Raw genomic sequence first — 22,799 nt, 5'->3', positions numbered from 1 at the left:
TATCGACAAGGCTCTTGCATACATTAACAAGCAGACGCTTTCTCGAGCTAAAAAAATTATGTTATACCGCAACTTCTAGTACCACGCAGCACGGCATCATTCAACGACTTTACTTTTTAATATGACTTCAATTTCAGCCCATGGAGCACAAAAACACACCATCACTTTGGCATACAAGATTTTGAGGAGGGAGTTTTGCAGATCTCATTTCAGCTAATTTTTACTTTTTCGATTGAAATGTATTAGTTAAAAATGTATTGAGCAGGGGTTGTAAAAAAAAAGTAAAGTCTAAAACAAATTGATTAATTGTTTAGGCGTTGATAGTTTACTGATAATCACAATATTACAGGGAAGAGCAATGAGTGCGTTGGATTTCGCAACCTCTAGTTATTTGAGTTACTTACTCGACCAAATAAAGGAAAATCATAATAAGGATGCTGCATATGTTTCATATACAGGTCCCATCGATACACTATTCCTCGACTATTACAAAAACCAGATTGAGCAGTTAGCAACAAGCCACAAAAATGGGCTTGCTAGAGATGACTATGAATTAAATATTATTCTCAATACACCGGGGGGCGTAGTCGAAGCTGTCGAGAAAATGGTAGAAATCAATCGCTACCATTTTAAGACTGTAAACTTCATAGTACCTGACATGGCAATGTCTGCTGGTACGATTTTTTGCATGTCAGGTGATAACATATATATGGACTATTCATCATCTCTCGGTCCAATAGATCCTCAGGTTAAAAATGACAATGGTAAGTGGGTACCAGCATTAGGCTACTTAGATAAATATGAGGAGCTTGTGCGTAAGTCTATAGATAATGTTATTTCTGGTGTGGAGTTTGCAAGATTTCAGAATATAGATTTGGCTGAGTTAAGTAGGTATGAGCAAGCTAAAGAATTATCAATAAGCCTGCTTAACGAGTGGCTCGTAGAATACAAGTTTAAAGATTGGAATGTCCATTCGACTACTGGCAAAAAAGTAAGCAAGCGTCAAAAAGTCGCCAGAGCTAAAAAAATTGGTGAAATGCTAATGGATAATAAACTATGGGGCTCGCATGGTCGTATGATTAGTATGAAAACGCTTATTGAAAAAGTTAAGTTGAAAATAGATGACTATAGTAATAATATCCCGCTCCGCAATTCGCTGAATCAGTATAGTGAGCTTATTACTGAAAAGATGCAGCAGAGAAATCTACCTGTTTTCATGCACCACAGAGAAGGTAATTAAAAATGGCAACAATCGTTGAAATGGTAAAAGCTGAGAAACAAAAGCTGGCTTCTTCTGTTTTACCGAAAGAGCAGTTGGAGTACCTAAATTCTTATTCGAAAGCTCTTGCAAGTGGTCTAGTAACCCCTCCAAGCTATGGTTTAGCTGGGATTGACTCGCATTACAGAACCCCTGATTCAATGCATGATTTATCGTAGGCTCATTTAAAGTTAAACGGTCCGTATTTAATATCGGACCGTTTTTAACTAAATGACCTGATTATTAGTGATATCATTGGCGTTTTACCTCTGATTAGGGGAGGAGTACTTCGGCACTTTTAGCAATGCCGATATTTATTCATTGTCGCACTTTTTGGTTTGTTGCGATGAAAGACGCACAGCTAAGAGTTCCAAATTATTGATAGGCATTACACTCAATGGCAATCTATAACGTCAGCGGGTGTTGGGTTTAGCTATTCCTTTTAGGCTGCTGTTCGTTAGATCTCCCAAAGCGCTCTGTGCTAATGATTGAGCGCGCGATTTCAACTGACATCACCCACGGGTTAGTTCGCTTACTTATCTTCACGACAACTCATTTCATGTTTTCTCCGAAGCGCCTACTGGAAAAACTTAAAACCTCACGCAAATACAGCTGCCACTATTTCTAGACGATAGCGTTAATGTTTCTTATGCGGATTGGTACTAATATATTTTGTTTATTGAAATAACTGATTTTCATTGTTCAGTTAAGCAGCGTGATGCTGGTCAAATTCACCGCTCAATAACACGGACTAATTTTGTGTACTGCGTTTTCTAATGGATTGTGAATTGAAAGGTTGCTGAGTGATAATTAGTCAGCACTAAACTGAGCATCACACTAAGACTTGTGTCATGAATGTAAACCCTTATAAACGGCAAGCATACGGTTATTTGCGAGTAACTAAGACCAAACAGGTTCATTTGTGTAACGTTATCCTTTATGGTGCGTCGTCAAAATAATAATGGACCAACATTTATGGATTCAACGTCACGCCCCAGCTTGTTTCAGCGCTACATGAATGGCAGTTTGGTACTGCAAATTATCATTGGTATCGTATGCGGTATTGCGATAGCGAGTTTTTCACCTTCAGCTGCTCAATCAGCAGGGCTATTGGGTAACTTATTTGTAAAAGCCTTAAAAGCAATAGCTCCTTTATTGGTTTTTGTTTTGGTCATGGCATCCATTGCCAACCATAAGCAAAACGAGCAAACCTTTATCAAACCCGTGCTTGTGCTTTATTTGATGGGCACACTACTGGCCGCGCTCACCGCCGTGTTGGCAAGCTTTGCTTTTCCTACAAGCTTAAGCTTAGTGACTTCAGATGTTAGCCAAGCTGCGCCGAAAGGTGTGTCGGAAGTCCTTACTACTTTGCTTTATAACATGGTAGATAATCCGGTAAATGCATTAGTAAATGGAAATTACATTGGTATTCTCACGTGGGCTGTAGGTCTAGGCTTAGGTCTACGTCATGCTAGCGAGGCAACGAAAGCGCTACTTCAAAATATGGCAGATAGCGTAACAACCGTGGTGGGTTTTGTTATTAAACTCGCGCCCTTCGGTATTTTCGGCTTGGTAGCTAATACCATTGCTACAACGGGCTTTGAAGCATTGCTTGGCTACTCTCATTTATTAACGGTACTGATTGGCGCGATGCTATTTATCGCACTAGTGACCAACCCCTTGTTAGTATTTCTGGCAACCAAAAAGAACCCTTATCCTTTGGTGTTCAAATGCCTTAAGGAAAGTGGCATTACGGCATTCTTCACTCGTAGTTCGGCGGCGAATATTCCGGTAAACATGGCGCTGTGTAAACGCTTAAAGCTTGATGAGGACACCTATTCGGTATCTATTCCGTTAGGCGCCACCATTAATATGGCTGGGGCTGCGATCACAATAACCGTGTTGACGCTAGCTGCGGTTAATACCTTGGGAATTTCTGTAGATTTCCCTACTGCTGTATTGTTAAGCGTTATCGCTGCGGTATCAGCATGTGGAAGTTCAGGTGTTGCAGGTGGTTCGCTGCTGCTTATTCCGCTTGCCTGTAGCCTGTTTAATATACCCAATGAAGTGGCTATGCAGGTTGTTGCGGTGGGCTTTATTGTTGGCGTACTGCAAGACTCTGCTGAAACAGCATTAAATAGCTCTACCGATGTCTTGTTTACCGCCGCTGCGTGTGAAAGGGCAGGCGGCCAGTAAACATAAAAGCGTCAAACGTTAAAGCGTTAAACAGTTTAAGTGTGCGAACTTACTGCATCTACTGCTTCAAAAATTAGCCGTGCAGCCAGCTTTGCTGTGCGGCTATCAATATCATAATTGGGGTTCATTTCCGCAACGTCACACAGTCTCCATTGATACCCATAAGTATTTTGGTGCTGTGCTAAAAAGTGCAGTGTGTTGATAACAAGTGTGGGGGAAATCCCCAACGCACTGGGCGCGCTAACCCCAGGTGCTTGTGCTGCTGGAAATGCATCTAAACATACAGTGACGTAAAGCTCATCGATGTCTTTTAGCATCGGAGATAGTAGCTCATCTATTCGCTGCATACACAGTGATTCATCATTTAACGCCACATCGGTTAAATAGCGCGTGTTGGACGTATTGGCAAAGTTAAACAGCGCTGGTGTATTGGCTGCTTTCGATACGCCCAAACAAGCGTAATGAAACGGTGTGTCGTGTAGCTGGCAGTGATCATACACTTGCCTGAACGGCGTACCTGAACTGGTGTTTGGTGAAGGCTTTCTTAAATCAAAATGGGCGTCGAAATTAATAATTCCAATGCGGGCGCTTTCGGGCTTAGCATTGAAAACCCCTTGATAGCTCCCCCATGCAATTTCATGTCCCCCTCCCAGCCCAATGACCAATCTATCATTTTGCTTGAGCGCATAACAAATGGCGTCGGCATATTGGGTTTGTGCCTGGGCTAAGTTCTCTTTAGCGGTAACATTCCCTAAATCAGCCAATGCTGCGCTTGGCCAGTGCCAGGGTAAGTTTGCCAGTGCCTGGCGAATAGCGTTTGGACCAGCAGCTGCACCTACGCGGCCTTTGTTAAATGCCACACCTAAATCACTCTCAAAACCAACAAGGGTAACGGCGTTGGCTAATGAATTATCTTCGCCCACTTCAAGTTCGTTAACTTTTTGATGCCAACGTAGGCCCTCAATGCCGTCTTCACTGTCTATTCTGCCTTGCCACTTAAACATGTTTACCTTCCTTAAACACCGCAACGGGGCGGTGCCCATTAATACAATAGGCGAGCTCTGCCGGCGTTTCGATATCCCAAAGTGTTAAGTCAGCAAGCTTACCTGCTTCAATAACACCTCGGTCGTGCAGCCCAAGTGCGCTAGCCGCGTGTGCAGTGGCGCCGCGTAGCGCTTCTTCTGGCGTAAGTTGAAACAGCACACACCCCATATTTATCGCGGTAAGGATTGAGGCTAACGGCGAACTACCTGGGTTAAAGTCAGTGGCTAAGGCCATGGGCACATTGTGCGCCCTTAGGGCGTCTACCGGCGGCTTTTGAACTTCACTCAAGTAATAAAAAGCGCCTGGTAAAAGCACGGCAACGGTGCCACTTTGGGCAAGTAAGGGAATATCGCTGTCAGCTAAATATTCAATGTGATCTACCGATAGTGCGCCGTACTTAGCTGCTAGCACTGCGCCTTTGCTGTCGCTAAGCTGTTCTACATGAGCTTTAATGGGTAAACCGTGCTGCTGTGCGCAGCTAAACACTCGTTCTGTTTGTGAAGTTGAAAAACCGATAGTTTCACAAAATACATCAACGGCGTCAGCCAAGTTTTTCGAAGCAATGTGAGGAAGTGCCTCGTCGCAAATAAAATCGATATATCCGTCTGAGTCCTCAGCAAATTCATTGGGCAGGGCGTGAGCGCCTAAATAGGTAGTTTGAATACTCACAGGAAGGTGCTGCTCAAGGGATTTTGCCACACGTAACATACGCACTTCAGTGTCTAAATCCAGCCCGTAACCTGATTTGACTTCAATGGTGGTAACACCTTCTTCGCACAGTCGCTTTGCGCGTTTTATCGCAGTGTGAAGCAGGGTGTTTTCGTCAGAGCGTCGAGTTTTTTCAACCGTCCCTTTAATACCACCGCCGCGCTGCGCAATGTCTACATAACTTGCCCCCTGCAATCGCATTTCGAATTCTTCGGCGCGATTGCCGCCATACACTAGATGCGTATGACAATCGATGAAGCCAGGCAATAGCCACGGGTGTTTGGGCGTTGAACCTTCATTTTGGGGAAGTAGGGTAGTGGCATCTATTACGCTTTTGGCCTGCTCAAACACGTCGTCTAATGAGTCATCGCAAGGAAGAAACGCAGCAATTTTGCCGTCTTTTATGGCAATGGCGTGTGGCGGTAATTCGCCATAGGGCAACTTGTTGTCTTGCATAGACGCAATGCGAACATTGTAAATAAGTGTGTCGTACTGATAACCCATAACGTGCTCCACTCTAAGCCACCTCTTGTCTGGTTTTTTCGTCTAACTAGTCGTCTAGTTCTTTGTCTGGCTTTGTCCAGAATCTTTACTGAAACGCAGTGTAAATTTTGAGTTCAGTGTACTTGTGCATACTTGTATATACAAGTATGCTGTTAGCATATTATTAACAATTTAGTTGTGAATGGCCACGATATGCAACCTCGGTACAGAGTAATTAAGACAGCAATTTTGGATGCCATCGAAAGTGGTGAGATGAAGCCGGGTAGCCAAGTGCCTTCAGAAAACCAACTTGCCCAGCAGCACGGTGTAAGCCGAATGACTGCTAGAAGAGCGTTAAGTGAAATGGTGGACGAGGGCATTTTAATGCGCAGCCAGGGAATCGGCACCTTTGTGTCAGATAGTCGCCCTATGAGCTCAATGCTTGAGATCAAAAGTATTCGCGATGAAATAGAGCAGCGGGGGCATAGATACACTAACGAGATATTAGTGTTGGAAACCTCGCCAGCCAGTGATGCTATTGCTCAACGACTGGGTATCGATGTGGGAGAGCCAGTATTTCATAGCATTATCGTTCACTGCGAGAACAATCTACCCGTGCAGTATGAAGATAGGTGGGTTAACCCAGCGTGGATTAACGACTATTTAGATAAAGATTTTAAAGCTCAAACTGCAAACTTTTATTTGAATCAGGTCGCGCCCCTTTCACAAGCCGATCACAGCGTAGAAGCTGTGGTTGTTGAAAAAGATATTGCACAAGCACTACTGATTAAGCCTAAAGAGCCGTGCCTGAAAATTACGCGACGAACCTTCTCTCGAGTGCCCAGCGCAATAACCAGCGATGAGAGCAATATTGGCGAGTCGTCAACGGCGAATGCTCAGATAAAGAACGGTTTAAGGGCGACGTCAGATTCATCCTTAGATAATAGTCCAAAAGCGAGTTCAAGCGCAGTGGTTAGCCACGCGGTGCTGTATCACCCAGGTAGTCGATACCGCTTGGGAGGACACTTGGAGTTCTAAGTGTCATTGCGCCAAAGGCGCTAGCAACTCATTGCTTTCTAAAAAGATGACACTTCCTAATAAAAAACAAATCGGCAAACGTAAGAATATGCCTAGGAGAAGTTTATGAAACGCCTCGACCCTACAAGAGAAATACGTGCCCCAAGAGGCAGTACGTTAAATGCGAAGAGCTGGCAAACTGAAGCGCCGCTTCGCATGTTAATGAATAACCTGGATCCAGACGTTGCGGAGCATCCGCAAAATCTGGTGGTTTACGGCGGTATTGGGCGTGCGGCCCGTGACTGGGCGTCTTACGACAAAATTGTAGAAGTACTCAAGCGTTTAAATACTGATGAGACGTTGCTGGTTCAATCAGGCAAACCTGTTGGGGTATTTCCCACTCACGAAAATGCACCTCGTGTGTTAATTGCTAACTCTAACCTTGTACCGCATTGGGCAAACTGGGAGCACTTTAACGCTCTGGATAAAGAAGGTTTGATGATGTACGGGCAAATGACCGCAGGGTCATGGATATACATAGGCTCGCAAGGCATTGTCCAAGGGACTTATGAAACGTTTGTGAGCGTGGCCAAAACGCATTTTGAAGGAAGCGCTGAAGGACGCTGGATTTTGACTGGTGGCTTGGGCGGTATGGGCGGAGCACAGCCTTTAGCTGCAACCATGGCTGGCTTTTCAATGGTAGCTGTGGAGGTGGATGAAACTCGCATAGATTTCAGAATTCGCACGGGCTATTTGGACAAAAAAGCGCATTCGTTAGATGAAGCCATGCAACTCCTAGAAGAAGCCAAAGAAGCTGGGAAGCCTGTATCAATTGGCCTATTAGGCAATGCCGCTGAAGTATATCCCGATATGCTAGCGAAAGGGATTGTTCCCGACGTTGTGACCGACCAAACCAGTGCGCACGATCCGTTGAATGGCTATCTACCAGTGGGGTGGACGCTAGATCAAGCTGAGGCGCAGCGTAAAAAAGACGAAGCGGGTGTTGTGAAAAGTGCTAAACAGTCGATGGCGCTGCAAGTTAAAGCAATGCTTGGCTTCCAACAAGCTGGCGCTGCTACTCTTGATTATGGCAACAACATTAGACAAATGGCGCTAGAAGAGGGTATTGAGCATGCGTTCGATTTCCCAGGTTTCGTTCCTGCTTATATTCGACCGCTTTTTTGTCAGGGCATAGGGCCTTTCAGATGGGCTGCGCTGTCAGGCGATCCGGAAGATATCTATAAAACGGACGCGAAAGTTAAAGAGCTTATACCCGACAACCCCCATCTACATAACTGGCTAGATATGGCCAAAGAACGTATTCAGTTCCAAGGCCTGCCCGCGCGTATTTGCTGGGTGGGGCTGGGTGAAAGACAAAAGCTGGGGCTTGCCTTTAATGAAATGGTTCGCAGTGGCGAGTTAAGCGCGCCAGTTGTGATTGGACGGGATCATCTCGACTCTGGTTCGGTAGCATCACCTAATAGAGAAACAGAGGCTATGCTCGATGGTTCAGATGCCGTATCAGATTGGCCGCTGCTGAATGCCCTATTAAATACAGCGGGTGGTGCAACCTGGGTAAGCCTTCATCATGGTGGCGGTGTAGGAATGGGTTTTAGCCAACACTCGGGTGTAGTGATTGTTTGTGACGGTACGGACGAAGCGGCTGAGCGTATTGCTCGGGTTCTTCATAACGACCCTGCCACGGGCGTAATGCGTCATGCAGATGCAGGCTACGACATTGCAAAAGACTGTGCTGCTAAGCACAACTTGGATCTTCCCATGGTCAATAGCGTGGCTAATAACCAAATCCCCGATAGAACAGGCACTCATTCAAGCTCGAACAAGAGCTTAGGCGGGGAGAAATAGTCATGTTGCAATCATCTTTCACTGAAAGCAGTGGTGTTAAGCAACTTAACCTTGTGCCAGGCACGTTAACGTTAGATCAATTGCGTGAAGTGCATAGAAGCCACGTTCATTTATCGTTAGATGAAAGTGCAATACCCGCTATAAACGCCGCCGAGCAAGTAGTGCTTAATGTCATTAAAGAGAACCGTACGGTCTATGGTATCAATACTGGCTTTGGTTTGTTGGCTAATACCCGTATTAACGTTGATGAGTTAGAGTTATTGCAGCGCAGTATTGTGTTATCGCACGCGGCCGGTACGGGCGACTTTATGCAGGAAGATACTGTGCGCCTGCTCATGTTGTTAAAAATTAACTCCTTGGCCCGTGGCTACTCTGGCATTCGCCTCAGCGTAATAGAAGCGCTCATTACCTTGTTTAATGCACAGGTTTATCCCGCCATTCCTGAAAAAGGCTCGGTAGGCGCCAGCGGCGACTTAGCGCCTTTAGCACACATGAGTGTGGTGCTGTTAGGGGAAGGGGAAGCTTTTTATAAAGGAGAGAGAATTAGTGCAGCCCAAGCCCTTGAAATAGCGGGCATGCAGCCAATTGCGCTGGCACCCAAAGAAGGCTTAGCACTGTTAAACGGCACGCAAGCCTCGACAGCGTTTGCACTTCAGGGGTTGTTTTATACTGAAAATGCGCTTCATAGTGCTATTGGTATTGGTGCGCTTACTGTTGAGGCCGCATTAGGTTCCCGCGTGCCGTTCGACGCGCGGATCCACGAAGTGCGTGGCCACAAAAGCCAGAGCGATGTGGCGACTGCGTTTAGAACATTGCTAGACACCTCAGAGATTGGTCATTCACATCAACGGTGTGAAAAAGTACAAGACCCGTACTCTCTGCGTTGCCAGCCACAGGTGATGGGAGCGTGTTTACAGCAAATGCGCTATGCCCAAGAGATTTTGGTGGTTGAAGCCAATGGAGTAAGCGACAACCCGTTGGTTTTTGTTGAAAATAATGATGACGCTGATACGCTAACTGGCGATATTCTATCTGGCGGTAACTTTCATGCGGAAACCGTGGCAATGGCGGCAGATATGCTGGCTATTGCACTATCTGAAATTGGCGCACTGTCGGAGCGCAGAATGTCGCTAATGATTGATACGCATTTGAGTGGTTTGCCACCGTTCCTGGTTGAAAATGGTGGGGTAAACTCGGGCTTCATGATTGCGCAGGTTACCTGTGCGGCGCTTGCTAGTGAAAACAAAACCCTGGCGCACCCCGCATCTATCGATTCGTTGCCTACGTCTGCGAACCAAGAAGACCACGTGTCTATGGCTACCTTCGCCGCGAGGCGTTTACGAGATATTTTCGATAACGTTGCAGGTATATTGGCCATTGAGTGGTTAGCGGCCTGCCAAGGGTTAGATTTTAGGAAGCCGTTTAAAACCAGCGAAAAGCTCCAAGTGTTGATGCAGCTACTAAGAGACCAAGTGCCGTTTTACGAGAAAGACCGTTATTTTGCGCCAGACATTGAAAAGGCAAAGCAACTTATTAAGCAGCACGACCTTATGGATAAGACACAGTTAAACCTGTTAGGCTAAAATGATCACAGGCTCGGTATTTCGAGTAAACAAATAAAGATCATGAATAGAGCAGAGGTGGGAATGATATGAAAACAAATGGACGTTGGTTAAGTTCATACGAGGCTCGTACTTCTATGAAAGGCACTTTTAAGAGCGGCTCTTTTGTGAAAAGCACTGTGTTGGGTTTGCTCGCCGCGTCGATGTTTACGTTGGCAGGCTGTAGCGACAGCGAAGTGGGCGATGTGTCTCTTGGTCTTTTTACCACAAAAGACATTAAAATTGATGCGCTTCAAGACCCCATCGTGACAGGTGTAACCTGCCATATTTCAAGTATTGAAGCGAACCTTGACTTGTCGGATCCATCAGACAGTTCAATCGCGTGCAGACAAACCGGCCCTATTACGGCTGAGATGCTAAACGCCATTGATAAGTCAGATTCAGGTGAAGTAATATTCAAAAAATCGAAGAGCGTGTTTTTCAAAAACATGAAGCTTCGAAGAATTTACGATGCCGACTCAAAAACGCTGATTTACTTGTCTTACAGCACCAAAGAGACATCTGGCAGCTATAAACATAGTTTGTCTACGGTGCCACTGTGGGAAACGCTAGCGTTTAAAAAGCCCGCGTAGCGAAACGCATCAACTCAATATTAAAAAGCCCTCTTACATGAGGGCTTTTTTGATGCTAGAACCTTGTCTTTAAGCCATCTACGCGGTTGTAGAGTAGGCTATTAGCAATAGTCTAGAAAAAGCGTGTATAAACCAGCATGGCGTTAAGCGCGGTATCATCGTCTGTCAGCGGGCTATCGCTGATGCTATCGTCAAAGAAGGTGGCGCCAACTTCTAAACGAGTCATGCCGCCCAGAAACTGTCGGGTTGAGATGGCAACGCGTACTTCCGTATTGAGCGCGCTATCGCCGTTATATGCACTTCGAAATGCTGTGGCTTCTTCAGGGCGCACGCCGTAGTAATAGTCGACGTAATTGCTATCTTGGTAGTTTACGCCTATAGACGGCTCGATCATGAAGTTATTTATTCTAAACCTTTTCCCGATACGGGCGGACGCTTGGTAGCCATCAAACTTACCAAGAATATCGGCATTGGTTGACAATGAATAAACCCAGCTACCCGTGTTGTAGTTAAGCCCAACTCCGGCCGCGTAGCTAAAATCTCTGTCGTCCATACCTGTAAATACGGCACTGTCATCTTCTTCATAACCTGCAAATATCGGGACAAGCTGAGCGTCAAGAGTAAAGCCACTTTCGCGAAAAAGTTCATAGCCAATAAATGGTCCGTAAACGCGTAACTTTTCACCGGTGTAGCCGATAATAGGAATAGGAACAACGCGATTATCAAAGTCGGTATATACATCTTGCGATGCTGCGACGCCAAAACCCCACATCCAACCCTGAGGCTGTTGAGCGCCAGCTTGTTGTGCAATAACAGGAGTAGAACTAACACCTACACAAGCTAGAGCTATTGCGCCAATAACGGTTTTTAAATTCATAGGTAAATTTCCTTTTTAATCAAGATACTGCTCTGCTGTGTTCTTCGATCATATTCGCTTGTGCCTATTGAGCTAAGCTGTACGTTTTTACAGCGGCTTCTGAGTGGGCAATTATCTATGCGGATTGGTATAAGGGTCTTCAGGTAACGTGAAAGGCTGCGTTACTGGCAAGAAAGCAAGTTATTCTGTGAAATCGGTGTGGTAAAGTGCATACAACAAGTTGTATTGAATAGTTTAGAGAAGCAGGTAACCCGTGAGTTACAAATATGTAGTGGGTATTGACGGTGGTGGCACCCGGTGCCGTGCATTGTTGCAAGATATTGATGGCAATACATTAGGTGAAGGGGCGGCAGGCCCTGCAAATATAATGACCAACCCCGAACAAGCAATGGGGTCGGTAATAGATGCAACGTTAGACGCAATAGAAAGTGCTGCGTTGCCGATTACATGCGAAGAAGTGTTGCTAGCTGCCGGATTGGCAGGGGCGAATATTCCTCAAGCAAAGCAGACTTTTTTGGCGTTAGACAACCCATTTGCCGATACCGTGGTAATAAGTGATTTACACGCCGCTTGTTTGGGCGCGCACGATAATCAGTCTGGAGCTCTTATTATTTGCGGTACAGGTTCAGCGGCAACCCATTACGACAAGGGTGTGTTCACTGACAAAGGTGGTTACGGCCTGCAAGTTGGCGATGATGCAAGTGGTGCGTGGTTGGGCTTATCAGCTATAAAGCATGTACTGCTTTCTTATGACGGCGTAGAGCCCGTTAGTGAATTAAAGAAGCGAATTTGTGAGCACCTTAATTTAGCGTCACCTCAGCAATTAGTGACCTTGGTGGCAAATTACAACGCTGCAGATTTTGGTGATATTGCCCCAGTGGTTATACAGGCTTATCGAGACCAGTGTGCCGCCGCGACCTCTCTTATTCGAAAGGGAGCAAATTACCTCAATCAGTTGGGTGAAGCATTGATTAATCAGGCTTCTACATTGCCGCTATGTTTGGTTGGCGGTCTCGCTGATGTTTACACGCCTTTACTTTCGTCTTCTATCTCTTCTAATTTAACAGCGCCGCTAAAAAGTGCTGAATATGGCGCTATCAGCTTTGCCAAAAGAGTAAAAAGCGAATGATAGAATCAATTACTGTCGAGCAGGTTTTAACGCCAAAAGGTTGGCTTGAAAACCAAACCATTACTGCTGATAGCGGCAAGATAGTCAGTATTAGCGATGCGACCTCAGCAGAGCTCAATAGTATTTACAACGGAAAGCTCATTCCCGGTTATTTCGACACGCAAGTGAACGGCGGTGGTGGTGTGCTTTTTAACCATAGCCCTTCTGCCGCTATAGTAGAAACCATGGCGCTGGCTCATCTTCGTTTCGGCACAACGTCCATGTTGCCAACTATCATTACCGATAATGCTTCAACAATGGCTCAGGCGGCGGATGCCATTGCGGAAGTAATTGCGGGCGGCCCAGAGTGCATTAAAGCGTTAATAAAAGGGATTCACTTTGAGGGACCCTTTTTGAGTAAAGCAAAAAAGGGTGTGCACGAAGCACAATTTATAAGAACGCCTTCTGACGCAGAGCTTGCAACCTTATGTCGCAAAGATATTGGTAAAGTCTTACTTACTGTCGCACCAGAAACGGTGAGTACTAGCTTCATAAAAGAAATGGTTGCTGAAGGTGTTGTGGTTGCAATTGGGCACACCAATGCCAGCTATGAGCAAGTTCAGGCGGCTATCGACGCGGGAGCTACAGGCTTTACGCATTTGTACAACGCTATGTCTGCATTAACCTCCCGGGAGCCAGGAGCCGTTGGTGCCGCGTTGCTTAATGACAGAGTATATTGTGGTTTTATTATCGATCATCACCACTTACACCGCAAAAGTGCTGAGTTGGCATTAAACGTGAAAACTGCCAACCGCGCCTTGTTGGTTACCGATGCCATGGCGCATGTGGGCAGTGATATTGAGCGTCTTCACTTTTTTAATACCGAGATCGTTAGGCATGGCGATAAACTTACTACGCCAGACGGCAAAACACTGGCTGGCTCGTGCTTAGATATGCATAGTGCAGTTTTGAATACGCACAATGATTGCGGTGTAACGCTAGAAGATGCGAGCAAAATGGCGAGTGCCACGCCGGCTCAATTTATGGGGCTAGCGAGTGACATAGGCAGCATTACCGAAGGTCAGCGCGCAGACTTTTTACTGCTTAATTCCGCCAATGCACTGACCCACGTTTTCAGTAATATGAGAATGGTCTTTTAGGTAGAAATTTAGTATTAACTTAAATGGCTTTGAAATAAGGAAGTGTTATGAAGTTTGTGACAAAGTTTACTGTTCTGTTAGCCGTATTAATGTTGGCTGCAGGGTGTGTTACGCAACGAGGTATGGATTCTGGCGAAAGCGTTCCTTCTCAACCTAATAGCGAGGAAGCCACGCCAACTGAAAGCACAGAGCGAAAAGATGTGGTGCAAGATGGCGACAGCGTAAATGATGGAACCACGAAAGGCGAATCGACTAAAGAGCCAGTTAGCAAGCCAGTAGCGCCACCAAAACAAAAAGTTGGGGTATGGGTTAGCGCTAAAAAGTTTCCCACTCACACGCATATCGGTACCACTAAATTTAACAATTTTACGAAAGAATATAGCTACGACTGGCAATTGAACAACACGCTTTATAGCACATTCAAAAAAGCCATTGAGCAAAACAGTCGTTTCACTGCGGTGGATATCTCTTCTATGGTTGACGATGCAGGCGCCCTAGATTTTGTGATGGGTGAAGGAAATAACGGGGCGTTCAATGACAAACAAAACACGTTAAGAAAATCGTTGTTAGACAAAGGCATTGCCACTGTGATTATCGTTGAAGAAGCGCCGACGGTGGCTATTACCGAGTGCGGTACGTATGGATGTTCAGAGCATCAAAGCAAAGGGTTCGGACTGTTTACGCGTAGTTTTTTGGGTACCGATCACTATATTGCTTCGGCAAGCTTTAACGTTAGTATTGAGCGTTTAGACAAGCCAGTTGATATCTTAACGCTGCCAGTGTTTACCGAATTTCAAGATGATGCGCTAAAAAATGAGCGTGTTGAAGATTTCACACCGCCAGATAACTTTGATGAAATAACAGAACAAGAGTTAGCGCCAATTAAAAATACGATTGTTAACTACTTTGACCGCTTAGCGACAGCGGTTGGCAAGTATTTATCTGGTCAGTAAGCATTTAATATACTGAAACAAAAAACGGGCACTTAAATAAGTGCCCGTTTTGTTATGTGGCTCACTTCATCTATTGATGAAGACATCGATATATAATTACGCGTTTTCTTTATGCGCCAAAAACTCTTCGTAGTTTCCATCGAAGTGATTCAGTTTCTTGTCTTTAATTTCGATGATTTGCGTTGCCAGTGACGAAACGAATTCACGGTCGTGACTAACAAAAATAACAGTGCCATCAAACTTGTATAGCGCATTGTTCAAGGCTTCAATCGACTCCATGTCCATGTGGTTAGTGGGTTCATCCATTACCAATACGTTGATGTCTTGAAGCATTAGCTTTCCGAACAGCAAACGGTTTTTCTCACCACCAGAACATACCTGCACGCGTTTGTTGAAGTCGTCAGACGTAAATAGCAAACGTCCTAACATACCTTTTATTTGCAGGTCATCGTGTTTGGGGCTACGCCATTGGCTCATCCACTCAAACATAGTGATATCTTCGGCAAAGTATTTAGCGTTATCCTGCGGAATGTAACCAATCGCAGCGTTTTCAGCCCACTTATAGCTACCTGCGGTAGGTTCAATGTCATTAACCAAACACTTCAAAAGCGTGGTTTTGCCGGCCCCGTTCTCACCAATAATCGCCAAGCGCTGACCTGCCTCTAATAGCAAGTTCGCGTTATCGAATAACGGAAGATCTGGGTAGCTATGGCCTAGCTCTTCAAGAGTAATAGCAAGTCGGTGAAGTTTCTTATGTTGGTTAAACACAATATAAGGCTTACGACGGCTAGACGCTTTTACCTCAGCTAATTCAATTTTCTCAAGACGGCGGGCACGCGAGGTGGCTTGTTTCGCTTTCGATGCGTTGGCAGAGAATCGCGCTACGAAGCTCTGTAGCTCTTCGATTTCCGCTGACTTCTTAGCATTCTCTGCATGAAGCTGTTCTTGAACGAGCATGGCAGCTTGAATGTAGTCGTCGTAGTTACCCGGATAAACGCGCAGCTCACCGTAGTCGATATCGGCCATGTGCGTGCATACAGAGTTTAGAAAGTGTCTGTCGTGCGAAATAATAAGCATGGTCGATTTACGTTTGTTCAGCTCTTCAGCTAGCCAACTGATGGTGTAGATATCCAAGTTGTTGGTTGGTTCGTCTAGAAGCAGAATGTCAGGCTCGGCAAATAATGCCTGCGCCAAAAGCACACGTACTTTTTTACCAGGTGCGACTTCTTTCATTAAACCAAAATGATAGCTTTCGTCGATGCCAGCAGAGTTTAAGATATCGCCAGCGCGCGCTTCGGCGGTGTAACCATCCATCTCGGCAAATTGGGTTTCCAAGTCCGCCACGCGCATGCCATCTTCTTCACTCATTTCAGCCTTGCTGTAAATGGCGTCGCGCTCTTGCTTAACTTCCCATAGTTCACGGTCACCCATGATAACGGTATCGACTACGCTAAACTCTTCAAACGCAAACTGGTCCTGACTCAAGATACCTAGCTTTGTGCCTGGCGCCATAGAAACGTTGCCCGACGATGGAGTAAGTTTACCGCTTAGAATTTTCATAAAGGTAGACTTGCCACAACCGTTTGCGCCAATTAGGCCGTATCGGTTGCCGTTGCCGAATTTTGCGGAAATATTTTCAAATAATGGCTTAGAGCCAAACTGCATTGTGATATTTGCGGTGGTAATCAAAACAGGTATCCAGGGGTAAAACGATGAGAAGAGATAGTAGTGAAAGCGGTTGTCACTTCACTAATATATAAAAGCGCGCGCACTATAAGGAATTGAGGGCTACATGTCGAGGGAATTTTGAACAGTTTTTGCGCTGATGTGCTTTTTATCCAAACGCTAAAGAAAGTATTAATCCCGATACTGTCTTCTATTGCGTGTTTTTGTCAAAAATTGCACCTGAAACTTAATTCCGTATGGTATGAGGCGTGAAATAGGCGTTTCGAATTCCCCGCTCATTCTACAGATTGCCCCTTATTGTTTGTTGCTCTTTTTTTATTAGCGGCAAGCAAATAATTCCAGCATAAAGAAAATATTACATAAAAGTCAGCGCGCGGTGATGCATCAATGCAGAATTAACGAACAAAGCTTTGATCAGCATTTTTAGTATAAAGGTTACTTAAATCGTAATTTTGAAGAGAAAAAATGGAATCTTGTCTATTATCAAAAAACGCCTTTTTAATTGGTCTTAATCTTGCTGTGCTTATCTACTGAAAATAAACCGCAGAGCGCAAATGCGTCTGCTGAATCAGTGCGAAGTTTTATTTCACTCTAGTTTATCGTGAGTTAGGTAACGCAAAAGAAGAATAAAACTGGGCATTTTAAAGAGGGAAACATCATGAAATTTTTGAAAAAAATTGCGATTGGTTGCTTTTCGGCAACGGTTTTAATGTCTGGCAGCGTGCATGCAGAAGCAATTAGCTCAGATTCCGTAATGCAAACTCAAGCCGCTCACTACAATAAGCAGCAGCTAATTGACATGGTTAATCGTGCAGACGTGCAGCGTAAATTGGTTAGCTTAGGTGTAGATAGCAACCAAGCTATCGCCAGAATCAACGGCATGACCGACAGCGAAATTGCCCAATTAAATGATGAAATTAATCAAGCGCCAGCGGGTGGCGTTGTGGGCGCAGTGCTTACCGTACTTGCTATTATCGCAATTTTGGACCTAATTGGTGTAACTGACGTTTACCCATTTATTCGTCCAGTGAACAGCTAATTGAATGATCAATTCAGTTAAAAAGGCCTGCGCGTTAGTAGGCCTTTCGCTTCTATTTTTGCTTTCAGGCTGTCAGTCCACACCTCAAGCTGACAAGCTGCGGCAAGAGGGACTTGCCTCTTTACCTGAATCTCACACTATTCAATCTGTTCCGTTTTTTCCCCAAGAACAGTTTTATTGCGGGCCTACCACACTATCTGAAGTGTTTGGTTACTATGGTGAAAGCACCTCTCCAAATGACATTGCGCCTAAGTTATTCATTCCCAGTAAAGAAGGGAGTTTACAACTAGAAATGGTGAGCGCTACCCGACAATTTGGTTTTTTGCCATATTCTGACCGAGGGACTTTATCGTCAATTATGTCGTTAGTTAAAGACGATATCCCAGTGATTGTTTTTCAAAATTTGTCCATCCAGTTATTACCCCAATGGCACTACGCTGTTGTTATTGGGTTCGATAGTGATAAGGGGACGGTTACTTTACACACCGGCCTTACGCCTAATCACGAAATGTCGCTTGAGCTTTTTGAAAGAACGTGGGGAAGAGGAAATTACTGGTATTTGGCACCAGTTCCTCCTAATGTAACCTCGCCTGAGATGACACCGTTCACTTATGTAAGTGCGGCTTACGACATGCTTAAAGTGGGAGATAAAGCGCGTTCATTGGCGTTTTTGGAAACCGCGTCGCATACATGGCCAACGTACTGGTTAAGTTATTTCCTGATTGCCAATTATTACTTAGAGCAAAACGACAACCAAGCCGTGGTTTGGTTTGAGAAAGGCTATGAAGTGGGGCAGCACCAACATGTTTATGTTCACAACTACGTATTAGCTTTGCGCGAAAACAACATGCCCGAGAAGGCAAATACAATTCTAAAACAGGGGCTTGAACGCTTTCCCAATAACGAACCGCTGTTAACATTGGCTGAGAAATAAACCTAAACTTTAAGAGTATTCGCATTTACGAAAACTTATCGTCTACTATTAACCTAGGAAGTAATTGTGAAAGTAGGCTATGCCAAAAATACTGAGCTCATCAACAATTTCGTACGAGAACGGAGTAGTCACCACTCGACTCTATGGCGCGTTTAATGAAAAAAGTGCGGAAGACTACAGCGATCGTCTTTTTAAACTAGTCATAGGACTGAATCAACGACCCTTTTCCCTTCTGGCAGATATTAGCCAAGTTGAAGGTGCAACTCCTGAGGCCTTCGACATACTCAAGCGTATTATAAAACGGCTCCCTGATATGGGATTAATCGCGAAAGCTTATGTTTATAAAGGACCTGTTATACGCGGAATAATGTTTCAGAGGATCCCCGAGCTCAAAAGTATGGATTATCTTTTTTTCACAGATATTGACGAAGCTTCTTCGTGGTTGTCTCGCGAATATGAACGCAAACTATCTCTGCTCTCTGATTCCTAATTAGCCTGTAATAAGTTAATAGCGCAATTAACTATCTCATTTCCCACATCTGGTTGGTGCAGTTAACTCTAGTGGTTAACCCCTATGGTGGATGGGCGTTTTTTGCTCGATCCTAATTTGGTTAACGCTATCTAGTCGTTGCTCAGTATTAACGCTGAACGCATTGATAGCTCCAAATTTTAAGGATTGAATAATGAAAAAAAGAACCCTTATATATGCTGCGGTAGCAGCGGCTTTACCTTTCGTAGCAAGCGCCTCCAAAGTACACGCACCCTTAGATACTTCATCGCACCGCATTGCTGAAATAAATCTGACTGACAATGTTGTTAACCCGCCAGCAAACAGCTTGTTTCAAATGGCGTTAGACCAACTGCAAACCACATTCCCATCATCTACATTACGAACAGCTAATGGCCATCTAGATAGTGTTTTTGGTATTGCCATTGATGTTTCAGGCACGTCGCCTGAACAGATGGGGTATGACTTTATTAGTCGACATTCTGCCCTTTTAGGTGGACTAAGTGACGGGGATTTTGTTTTTAACCCTCATCGCAGCAAAGCAGCATTGGGTGGTCATTTAGTGAGGTTTGACCAAGTCATTGATGGTGTAAAAATCAAAGATAGAGGTGTCGGCCTCTTAATAGATGAGTCTCAGGTGGTAAGAGCGCTGTTTGCCGATACAGCTATAAATACGCCTATTGCTAACTCTCAAGTTCTTTCTGCTAATAGCGCGATCAGCGTGGCAACCGCAGATTTAGCGTCTTACAAGCGAGCATTGCCAATAGAAGCTCTTGATGTACTGAACCCTGCCTTTTCTCAAATAGAAAAAAGCCTTGGCATTTTCGCCAAGCCAGTGCCACAGAAAGTGGTGGTACAAGATAACAATAAACTGAAACTCGCATGGAAGTTCTTCTATTACTCTTCAAATCCCTTTGGTGTGTTTGAGTATGTCATCGATGCCCAGTCGGGAGACATTCTGGCGCGTAATGATCGGGTCAAAACCATTCTTCCTTCAGGTGAAAATGAAGTTACGCAAACGGGGCAGGTTGGCTTAGTTCAGCAGACTGCGGATTATTTCCCAACATTTCCACCCATTACGCCATCGATGCAAAGCGAATGTATGATAGAGGACGATGCAGGTGGCTACACCGGCATCCCGAAAGGGATGGAACGCATTAACTTACGTAAGTTTGACGATTCTAACTTTGTGACGGGTGTTGAAGGTTTGCTTACAGGTAAGCACGCGCTTATTGAAAGCGCGATGCTGACAAAAGGGCCTTTTCCACAAGCGGCAACCGGTACGTATCACTTCAGCGAGGATGCTGCCATAGAGGCAAGACCTGTCGAAGATGATCATGTAACGCCTTCTACGGCACATCACATTGACGGCATCAGCCAGTTTATTTACATCACCACATTGCTCGAATATTTAGATTACCTCCATAAGGACGGCGATGCTGTGCATAGTCGTGGCGTGGGCGATGGCTCGTTTCCAAATAGCTACCCTAACGAAGCGGTACCGTTAACTGGTGTGGTACATATTCCGAATGTGCTCGACCCACCAGATAATCCAGCAGATCCTGAGTTTATGGCTAAGCTATTGGGCTTGGACAACGCATTCGCAGTGCCGTTATCACAGGAAATTGCAGGTGAAGAGATCGTGGTTAACCCGACAGCTTACGGCCATGGTTACTTATTCAACAACCTAGCAATGGATTTCTCGGTTCCCATTCATGAAGGCACCCATGCGACAATTACCCCTATCGCAGGTTTTGAAGGCGAGCCAGAAGGTGGCGCGCTTAACGAAGGACAAGCCGACCTATGGGCATACACGGTAGGCGAAACACCAGATTTAGGTACTTACCCCGTTAATTCGTGCGATTTACGAAAATTCTTAAGAGAGCAGGGGGTTAATCCCGACTCATTTGAGTTTATTCGTTCTGCACAGAGCCAAATTCGTTATTCGCAGTTAGGCACAAGAGACAACGCATTTGAAGTGCATCGTGATGGAGAAATTTACGCGGGTGCAATGTGGGACTTAAGAGAGCTTATGGTGGCGCTGCAGCCTAGACAAGACTTTGTTCGCCCCGACCCAGTTACCGGCGATCCTACCCAAGAAACTAGCTTGGGCAAAGAAACGTGGGAACGTATCTTCCTAGGCTCAATGTACGTGCTAGGAATATCTGCGCCAGATACCTTCGTGCGCGCACGGGATGCAGTGTTAATTGCCGATGCCGCCTTATATCCTACCGATCCTTTAGATTTAACTTCACCGGGTCGTCATCATGCATTAATTGAGCGTGTTTTTGCTGCCAGAGAGCTAGGTGCAAACGCGAAAGCACCGTTAGGCGGTCGACAGACTATATCAACGGCAGTGAGCGAGTTTACGGCTACCCAGGCTAAGCCATCGACACCAGACGCTATAGACGCGCATATCATTTCTGATGACGCGATTGAAATTAAGTGGGAAACCGTACCTGACGCTTTTGCTTATCAATTGCTAAAACGCAAAAAAGGGTCGAGTGCGCGTTTGTTTACGGGTGTACCAACCCGAGAATACTTTGACGGCGACCTCACATTCTCTGGCTTCACCCATGTTGAATTTATTGTGGGCGATAATCGCTACATAGACAAAGGGCAAGGTTTAGGGCGTGGTGCAGGTCAAGGCATAGACTCGTTTGACTATGAATACGTAGTGCGTGCAATCAGCCTTAACCTTAATCAGCAAGTTGGTTTTTCTAATATGTCAGGGATTGCTTCAACCGGCTTAAACACGGTGGATGTGAGTGAGCAAGTTGACTACAAGGTGGGTAATGTAAACTACAATAACGGTATCTTTGCCTTTGATATTGCGTTGATAAATACTGGCGACGAGAGAATTTACGGTCCAGTTGATTTCGATATTACTCATATTAGCAATGGCAGTATTACCGTATTGAATGCAGATAATGGTGGCACTGGTCAAAACGGCGACATAGCAAGGTTCCGTTTCGATCAATCGCTAGATGTAGACAGAACATCTGCACTGCGTTATCTAAAGTTTGATAACCCAAATGGAAAACTCTTTACGTTCCAAGCGCGGATCAGCGGCTACGAAGCTGGCGCTTCGTCAACCGGTAGAGGAGAAACGCCTACCTTTGATACGTCTGAGCCAAAAGAACAGTCTGTGGTTTACCATAATATTGAGGAGCACACGGGTGTTGTCTTAATTGGTGCAGCGGATGAAGCATTGGTTGATGGCGTTGACTATGTTGATATCCCATTTACAGCGCTGCCAAGTGCATCAAGTGTAGTTGCAACGCTGAGCGCTGATGTTGAGGTAGTAGCGGTGCCAGATCTTGACTTTGAACTGCTCGATGCCGAAGGCAATATTATGGCGAGCTCCGGCAACTTGGGCTCTAATGAGCAAGTTGGCGGTGGCATTGTCCCCGGAGAAACCTATCGGGTTCGCGTGAATGGTTGGGCTAACGGCCCGACGTCATACCGGGTTGTTATTGATCAGTTTGTAAGTGATATTAACGACGCAAACGTTGATCAAAATGGTAATGCGACAACGGGAACAGTAACGTTTGAGTTTAATCCCGTAACAGGGAAAGTAATACCTTTGAACTTACTTAATTAGTCGCCCGTGAAAACACGAAGAATCTAGGCTAACTAGAAGAAAGGTCACCTACCAACAACTGCCTTTCTAAAGGCCTATAAAACAAACCAAAGCCCCATGTTGTGAAAACTGCATGGGGTTTTTTTATTAAACTCGCCCTCCGGGAAGGTCTGGCAAGTATCCTA

General features: G+C 45.1%; 18 protein-coding genes. 14 read left to right on the top strand and 4 right to left on the bottom strand.

The annotated features are described in order from the left end of the window. Positions 1–358 precede the first annotated feature (358 nt). From MHN00_RS01775 to sstT, 3 genes are all read left to right on the top strand, one after another. A complete protein-coding gene (locus MHN00_RS01775) occupies positions 359–1,240 on the top strand; it encodes an ATP-dependent Clp protease proteolytic subunit (RefSeq protein WP_239300035.1) in 882 nt (293 codons plus the stop codon). A 2-nt stretch (positions 1,241–1,242) separates the two neighbouring features. After that, positions 1,243–1,437: a hypothetical protein gene (locus MHN00_RS01770; RefSeq protein ID WP_239300033.1), complete on the top strand. Its 195-nt coding sequence runs from the start codon at positions 1,243–1,245 to the stop codon at positions 1,435–1,437. 796 nt (positions 1,438–2,233) lie between these two features. Continuing rightward, positions 2,234–3,454 (top strand): serine/threonine transporter SstT, encoded by a 1,221-nt coding sequence (gene sstT, locus MHN00_RS01765; protein WP_039224946.1) that lies wholly within the window; start codon positions 2,234–2,236, stop codon positions 3,452–3,454. A gap of 35 nt (positions 3,455–3,489) precedes the next feature. On the opposite strand, the gene hutG is transcribed toward sstT, so the two are convergent. Continuing rightward, positions 3,490–4,458: a formimidoylglutamase gene (gene hutG, locus MHN00_RS01760; RefSeq protein WP_101563564.1), complete on the bottom strand. Its 969-nt coding sequence runs from the start codon at positions 4,456–4,458 to the stop codon at positions 3,490–3,492. Beyond that, positions 4,451–5,710, bottom strand: a complete 1,260-nt coding sequence (hutI, locus tag MHN00_RS01755; protein WP_239300031.1) for an imidazolonepropionase — start codon at positions 5,708–5,710, stop codon at positions 4,451–4,453. The genes hutG and hutI overlap by 8 nt, the downstream gene beginning before the upstream one ends. Before the next feature lie 192 nt (positions 5,711–5,902). Between hutI and MHN00_RS01750 the strand changes: the two genes are divergently transcribed. The 4 genes from MHN00_RS01750 to MHN00_RS01735 all read left to right on the top strand — a co-directional run bounded on the left by MHN00_RS01750 (position 5,903) and on the right by MHN00_RS01735 (position 10,766). After that, positions 5,903–6,727: a UTRA domain-containing protein gene (locus tag MHN00_RS01750; protein WP_239300029.1), complete on the top strand. Its 825-nt coding sequence runs from the start codon at positions 5,903–5,905 to the stop codon at positions 6,725–6,727. 105 nt (positions 6,728–6,832) lie between these two features. Beyond that, complete coding sequence (hutU, locus tag MHN00_RS01745; RefSeq protein WP_239300027.1) at positions 6,833–8,572, top strand: urocanate hydratase; 1,740 nt, start codon at positions 6,833–6,835, stop codon at positions 8,570–8,572. A gap of 2 nt (positions 8,573–8,574) precedes the next feature. Continuing rightward, positions 8,575–10,155 (top strand): histidine ammonia-lyase, encoded by a 1,581-nt coding sequence (gene hutH, locus MHN00_RS01740; protein ID WP_239300025.1) that lies wholly within the window; start codon positions 8,575–8,577, stop codon positions 10,153–10,155. A gap of 182 nt (positions 10,156–10,337) precedes the next feature. Continuing rightward, a complete protein-coding gene (locus MHN00_RS01735; RefSeq protein ID WP_239300381.1) occupies positions 10,338–10,766 on the top strand; it encodes a CreA family protein in 429 nt (142 codons plus the stop codon). A 112-nt stretch (positions 10,767–10,878) separates the two neighbouring features. On the opposite strand, the gene MHN00_RS01730 is transcribed toward MHN00_RS01735, so the two are convergent. Beyond that, positions 10,879–11,643 (bottom strand): MipA/OmpV family protein, encoded by a 765-nt coding sequence (locus MHN00_RS01730; protein ID WP_239300023.1) that lies wholly within the window; start codon positions 11,641–11,643, stop codon positions 10,879–10,881. Positions 11,644–11,896: 253 nt separating this feature from the next. Here MHN00_RS01730 and MHN00_RS01725 point away from each other — a divergent pair, with 253 nt between their 5' ends. Genes MHN00_RS01725 through MHN00_RS01715 form a run of 3 tightly spaced genes read left to right on the top strand, consistent with a single transcriptional unit; the run spans position 11,897 to position 14,864 of the window. After that, on the top strand, positions 11,897–12,772 hold the full coding sequence (locus tag MHN00_RS01725; RefSeq protein WP_239300021.1) for a BadF/BadG/BcrA/BcrD ATPase family protein: 876 nt from the start codon (positions 11,897–11,899) through the stop codon (positions 12,770–12,772). After that, positions 12,769–13,911 (top strand): N-acetylglucosamine-6-phosphate deacetylase, encoded by a 1,143-nt coding sequence (nagA, locus tag MHN00_RS01720; protein WP_239300019.1) that lies wholly within the window; start codon positions 12,769–12,771, stop codon positions 13,909–13,911. Before MHN00_RS01725 ends, nagA begins: the two co-directional genes overlap by 4 nt. A gap of 47 nt (positions 13,912–13,958) precedes the next feature. Next, the gene (locus tag MHN00_RS01715; protein WP_239300017.1) at positions 13,959–14,864 is read left to right on the top strand and encodes a hypothetical protein; all 906 of its coding nucleotides are present in this window, start codon (positions 13,959–13,961) and stop codon (positions 14,862–14,864) included. Positions 14,865–14,960: 96 nt separating this feature from the next. On the opposite strand, the gene MHN00_RS01710 is transcribed toward MHN00_RS01715, so the two are convergent. Beyond that, complete coding sequence (locus MHN00_RS01710; RefSeq protein ID WP_014951404.1) at positions 14,961–16,553, bottom strand: ABC-F family ATPase; 1,593 nt, start codon at positions 16,551–16,553, stop codon at positions 14,961–14,963. A gap of 655 nt (positions 16,554–17,208) precedes the next feature. Between MHN00_RS01710 and MHN00_RS01705 the strand changes: the two genes are divergently transcribed. The 4 genes from MHN00_RS01705 to MHN00_RS01690 all read left to right on the top strand — a co-directional run bounded on the left by MHN00_RS01705 (position 17,209) and on the right by MHN00_RS01690 (position 22,635). Next, complete coding sequence (locus MHN00_RS01705) at positions 17,209–17,589, top strand: PA2779 family protein (RefSeq protein WP_187447122.1); 381 nt, start codon at positions 17,209–17,211, stop codon at positions 17,587–17,589. Between the two features lie 4 nt (positions 17,590–17,593). Beyond that, a complete protein-coding gene (locus tag MHN00_RS01700; RefSeq protein WP_239300015.1) occupies positions 17,594–18,523 on the top strand; it encodes a PA2778 family cysteine peptidase in 930 nt (309 codons plus the stop codon). Positions 18,524–18,602: 79 nt separating this feature from the next. Beyond that, the gene (locus MHN00_RS01695) at positions 18,603–19,013 is read left to right on the top strand and encodes a hypothetical protein (RefSeq protein WP_039224650.1); all 411 of its coding nucleotides are present in this window, start codon (positions 18,603–18,605) and stop codon (positions 19,011–19,013) included. A gap of 193 nt (positions 19,014–19,206) precedes the next feature. Beyond that, complete coding sequence (locus MHN00_RS01690; protein ID WP_239300013.1) at positions 19,207–22,635, top strand: M36 family metallopeptidase; 3,429 nt, start codon at positions 19,207–19,209, stop codon at positions 22,633–22,635. Positions 22,636–22,799 lie beyond the last annotated feature (164 nt).

The organism is Alteromonas sp. Cnat2-8 (assembly GCF_022348355.1).
In the GTDB taxonomy this organism is placed as follows: Bacteria; Pseudomonadota; Gammaproteobacteria; order Enterobacterales; family Alteromonadaceae; genus Alteromonas; species Alteromonas macleodii.
This window is presented reverse-complemented; position numbering and strand designations above follow the sequence as displayed.